The following is a 4,750-nucleotide window of genomic DNA, read 5'->3' on the forward strand; positions in this document are numbered from 1 at the left end:
GCTCTGATCTTCGAGGGCGGTGGCATGCGGGCGTCGCTGACGAGCGGGATGGTCGTCACGCTGCTCGAAGCTGGCTTGGATTTCGACTGGGTCGCGGGTATCAGCGCCGGGGCCTCAAATGCGGTGAACTACTTGTCCGGTGACGCGCGACGCGCTCGTCGGTCATTCGTCGAGTTCGCCGCCGATGAACAGTTCGGCGGCCTGCGCTATTTCGCTCGTGGGCAGGGCATGTTCAACGCGGAGTACATCTACCAGCAGGCGGGCGGCCCCGACGAGGCGCTGCCGTTCGACTGGGAGTCATTTCAATCGAGTCCTGCAGACATGAGGATTGTCGCGTTCGATGCGGTATCCGGTGATGATGTTGTGTGGTCGCGGAAAGACACTCCTGAGATCGAGGATCTGATGGTCCGTGTACGCGCCTCCTCGACGATGCCTGGGCTGATGCCGCCGGTCCACTTAGACGGGCATGTGTACGTCGACGGGGCGATGGGCGAGGACGGCGGAATCGCTCTGAGTCAGGCACAGATAGAGGGCTTCGAAAAGTTCGTCATCGTGCTCACGCAGGAGCGCTCGTATCGAAAGGCGCCGCAGCGCTTCTCCGCAGTCTACCGGAGCATCTTCCGTCGGTATCCCGCATTGGCGGAGGCGCTGTTGACCCGGTGGGCACGGTACAACGAGACGCGCGAACGGATCTTCGCTCTCGAAGCGGAGGGAAAGGCACACGTCTTCGCTCCTGAGCGGATGCCGGTCGACAATGGCACCCGTGACCTTTCACGCCTCGCCGCTGCTCATCGCATGGGACTGTCCCAGGCCCGCCGCGAGCTGCCCGCGATCCGTGAGTTCGTAGGTGCGTCAGGCAGCCCAGTGCCATCGAGTCGATGAGGACGTGTGCTCCTCCCAATCGTTGACCACAATTGCGATCTGACAACATTTCGGTGATCCACTACAGTTCGTGTAGTCGCGTCAGGGCTTCCTGCTAGATTCACTGAGTATGAGCGACCACCCGAATTCCTATGAATCACAGCCGCCCTCGCCCGAGCAGGGCGCGACGATGAAATCGAAATCCAAACCCGTCCTGCTCGGCATTGCCGCAGTTGCGGTCGTGGCACTCATCGCAGGAGGCTCCTTCGCCTTCTTTTCCGGGTACAACCCCTTCGGCGATCCGAAACCCAACTACGCTCAGACTCCCAGCCAATCCGATGTCATGGACTTCAGCGGTCTGAGTGCGGATATGCACCTCAGCGGCGCCCCGCTGACTGCCTCTGCCGAAGCGGGTGAGACCTCCCCAGAGATCCTGCGGTTCATCGGGTCAACCACCTCGATTCTCACCCGAGTGGATGACTATGATCAGCCCGCCTGGACGGTGTCCGTTCCGCACCAGGACATCGACACCGGCAAGACCGAGCCGCTGGACGAGGCGCTCGACCCGGACGCTTCCGACGACACCTCCGACGACGAGGAGAAACTGGCCGGCACTCCCACCGCATGCCGCGTCTCCGGCGAGGCTGTCCAGTGCGGGGACCGAGCGGTCGCACTCAGCGACGGGTCGATGACGACAGCTGAGAGCAAGGCCGATGTCGACCCCCATCCCGCATCATCGAGGGTTCCTCTCGACATCGAAGATGAAGGAGCAGTGACCGGGCCGGACGATCAGACCTATGACGGTCTGAATCTCGGACCTGAGGCCCATGTCTCGATGATCGCCGGTCCCCAGGCGGGGGAGACCGGACCGTGGGTGGTCTCCGATGGTCAGACCCTTGCCGCCGTCGATTCCGACAGCGTCCTGTGGACGCAGGACCTCGATCCCTCCGCCGCCGAGGTGACCGGACTCGGTGACAAACGCGTCACCCCGTCGTGGACAGCCGTCGATGGTGTTCTCATCATCGGAACCTCGGGCGGGGTGAAAGGCCTCGATCTCTCGACCGGTGACCAGCTGTGGGCAGTGTCGGCACCGACCGACGGATTCGCGGTCACCGGCAGTCAGCTGCGCATCCAGCATGAGGGCGCAGTGAGCTCCTTCGACTTCACGGACTCGTCGGACGACGATTCCGTGACGGCTGACAAGGGATTCGATGAGAGCATTTCGGCGCTGCCCGCACCGAAGCTCCCATCGGAGGACGACATCCGCAACGCGAAGCTGGAGGTTCCTCCCGCCTGTGCAGACTTAACTATGGCCGAGGGAGCGAAGCAGGCATTCGCAGACGGCAAAACCGCAGAAGGAGACTACGGGTCATCGATCGCCATCAATGACGTGACAACGTCGGTGGCCACACCGAAGCCGATGGTGGCTATCGACTTCGTCTGCTATCCGGGCGGGAACTGGGTAACGGATTCGGTCGGTGTCTATGACCAGAAGCTCGACCTCGTCACCTCGATCGAGCCGTGGAGCGAGGACTCGGACTTCCAGCAGCTTGCCGACTTCAACCGCAGCATCGTCTCTGCGGTCGACCTCACCGGCCCCTATATGACAGCGACGGTGAGCAATATCGCTGTATACGGCGATGAGGATTACAACGCCGCAGAGCGCACGGGGGAGGTGGAGCTCCGATTTGCGTGGGCGAAGGGAGGATACGAACCTCAGGATGTGCTGTTCACCGTCGGTGGAGAAACTGTCCGGGTCCCGGAAGTCGAGGAAGTTCAGAAGTTCGTCGATGCGGCCGCGAAAGGCGACGATGACACTGCCGGTGCGATGGCCACTGATGAGGTCATGCGAGACCTGGATACAGTCATCGGGGATGCGTCTGCGAACCCACCGCTGACCTACCGAAATCTGGCTCTCCAGGACGGGACCGAAGTCGATACCTGCGAACTCATCGGAGTCGTGGACGAGGAATACGGGGACTACACCATGAGCAATGGTGTTGGCCTGATGGAAGGAATCGGCGGTTTCGGCGCCGATTCCATCAAAGCCGGCGACGTCATCTGCGGGCTGAAAGGCCCCGGCGAGAAAATCGACCCGGACGAAGATGGCAGCTGGTACGCAGCGCACTTGCTGCTGAGAGGAAATGAGGCAGGAGCGGTCAAGGTGTATTCGGTGTCTTCATACACCGGATGAAGTCTGCACATTCGACAATGATCGACCTGCCCTGGAAACGTCGTCCGCCCCTGGAAGCCGCGTGTAGCGTCGTACTACAATGGGGTCATGACTAGGAGCAGCCAACCGACGAGATTGCCGGCAGACGTCTACGAATCCGCTGTCGCGGCGGCTAAGGCCGCTTCGAGGACGGTGCCTCAGCAGATTGCGCATTGGGCTCGTATCGGGCGTGAAATGGAATCGTCGCCCACGGTCAATCATCGTCAGATTACGCAGGTCTTGGCCGGAACGAGCTCCTATGACTCGCTCGCCGAAAGAGAACAGGCCATCGTGCGCGAGGCGTGGGAAGAACGCACTCGCACACTGCGAGACGGGCTGGATTACGCAACCGGGTTCGACTCAGCCGGTGAGGAGTATTCGGAGCTGGACGAGGACGGCAACCTGGTCGTGCATCGGCCAACGACCTGATGCCGGTTCTGCATCTGCTCGCGGGGCCGAACGGCGCTGGGAAATCAAGCTACGTCCATGACGTCCTGGCACCTGTGACGCATCTGCCGTTCATCAACGCCGACGTCATCGCAGCGCAGAGATGGCCGGACACTCAGCTGGAACATGCCTATGAAGCAGCACGGATCGCAGAGAGGCTAAGGCGGGAATTCATCGCCGAGAAGCGATCATTCATTTCAGAGACCGTGTTCTCGCACCCCAGTAAGGTCCAGCTGGTCACTGATGCTGCCGATGCCGGATTCCTCGTCACACTGCACATCGTCATGGTCCCCGTCGACCTCACGGTTCAGCGAGTGCGCGAGCGTGTGCGTCGCGGGGGGCACGCAGTGCCGGAGCACAAGATCCGGGAGAGATATGAGCGTTTGTGGGAACATGTCGCGGAGACGATCGGAACGGCTGATTCGGCGAACCTGTACGACAACAGCAGCGCTCGCCGACCGTTCCACCTGTGCGCCAGCTTTGAACTCGGAGCACTGGTGGGCTCGCCGGACTGGCCGACCTGGGTCCCTGACCCGCTGAAGAGACTGGGAGAATGATGTCCTCGCAACCGATCGCCGACCGACTCAAGACGCACTTGAGCCGCGTCGGTGCGGACATCGTCCATGCGGCATCGACACGTGTGCAGCCCGATGGCCTCAACATCCTCATCGATCGTGCGCCGTTGTCCTTCCCCATCGGCGAAGACGACATCGCAGCGCTGATCTCGATCGCCGAACCCGCGCACTTCGGCAGTGGCGAGGACACCGTCTTCGACCCCACAGTCCGCGACACCTGGGTGATCGATCCGGCGCACGTCCACCTGGGCGACCCAACCGGTGCCACGGGGACAGACAACTGGACGGGAGCGCTCGACGAGTCTCTCGGCCGCCTCGGTGCCGCGCTGGGAATTCCTGCCGATGCGACGGTCCGCGCCGAACTCCACTCGATGCTCGTCTATGGGGAGGGGCAGTTCTTCCTGCCGCATCAGGACTCGGAGAAGGACGACTCGATGCTGGCCACACTCGTGGTCGGACTGCCGACCACCCACACCGGTGGCGAACTCGTCGTCGACGACCACGGCGCTGACCGGATCTTCACCGGCGACCCGGACGACATCACACTCGCAGCGTTCTACGCTGACCGACGGCATGAAGTGAAGCCGGTGACGTCAGGTCATCGGGTGACACTGACCTTCAACCTCCTCGTCGACCACCCAGCGGCCGAAGACAC

Annotated in this window: 5 protein-coding genes; all 5 read left to right on the forward strand. The window is 62.2% G+C overall.

Annotated elements, in window-relative coordinates:
* Positions 1-882 (forward strand): patatin-like phospholipase family protein (locus L0G76_RS14180; protein ID WP_304357811.1); only part of this gene is annotated, 882 nt, incomplete at its 5' end.
* A gap of 109 nt (positions 883-991) precedes the next feature.
* On the forward strand, positions 992-3,055 hold the full coding sequence (locus L0G76_RS14185; RefSeq protein ID WP_304357812.1) for a PQQ-binding-like beta-propeller repeat protein: 2,064 nt from the start codon (positions 992-994) through the stop codon (positions 3,053-3,055).
* An 87-nt stretch (positions 3,056-3,142) separates the two neighbouring features.
* The gene (locus tag L0G76_RS14190) at positions 3,143-3,502 is read left to right on the forward strand and encodes a TA system antitoxin ParD family protein (protein WP_180957456.1); all 360 of its coding nucleotides are present in this window, start codon (positions 3,143-3,145) and stop codon (positions 3,500-3,502) included.
* Positions 3,502-4,077: an ATPase gene (locus L0G76_RS14195; protein ID WP_127363088.1), complete on the forward strand. Its 576-nt coding sequence runs from the start codon at positions 3,502-3,504 to the stop codon at positions 4,075-4,077. Before L0G76_RS14190 ends, L0G76_RS14195 begins: the two co-directional genes overlap by 1 nt.
* Positions 4,074-4,750: 2OG-Fe(II) oxygenase (locus L0G76_RS14200; RefSeq protein ID WP_304357813.1), on the forward strand; the 677-nt coding region annotated here is incomplete at its 3' end. The genes L0G76_RS14195 and L0G76_RS14200, both read left to right, overlap by 4 nt.

The sequence above is a fragment of the Brevibacterium picturae genome, assembly GCF_030453725.1.
Lineage (GTDB): Bacteria > Actinomycetota > Actinomycetes > Actinomycetales > Brevibacteriaceae > Brevibacterium > Brevibacterium sandarakinum_A.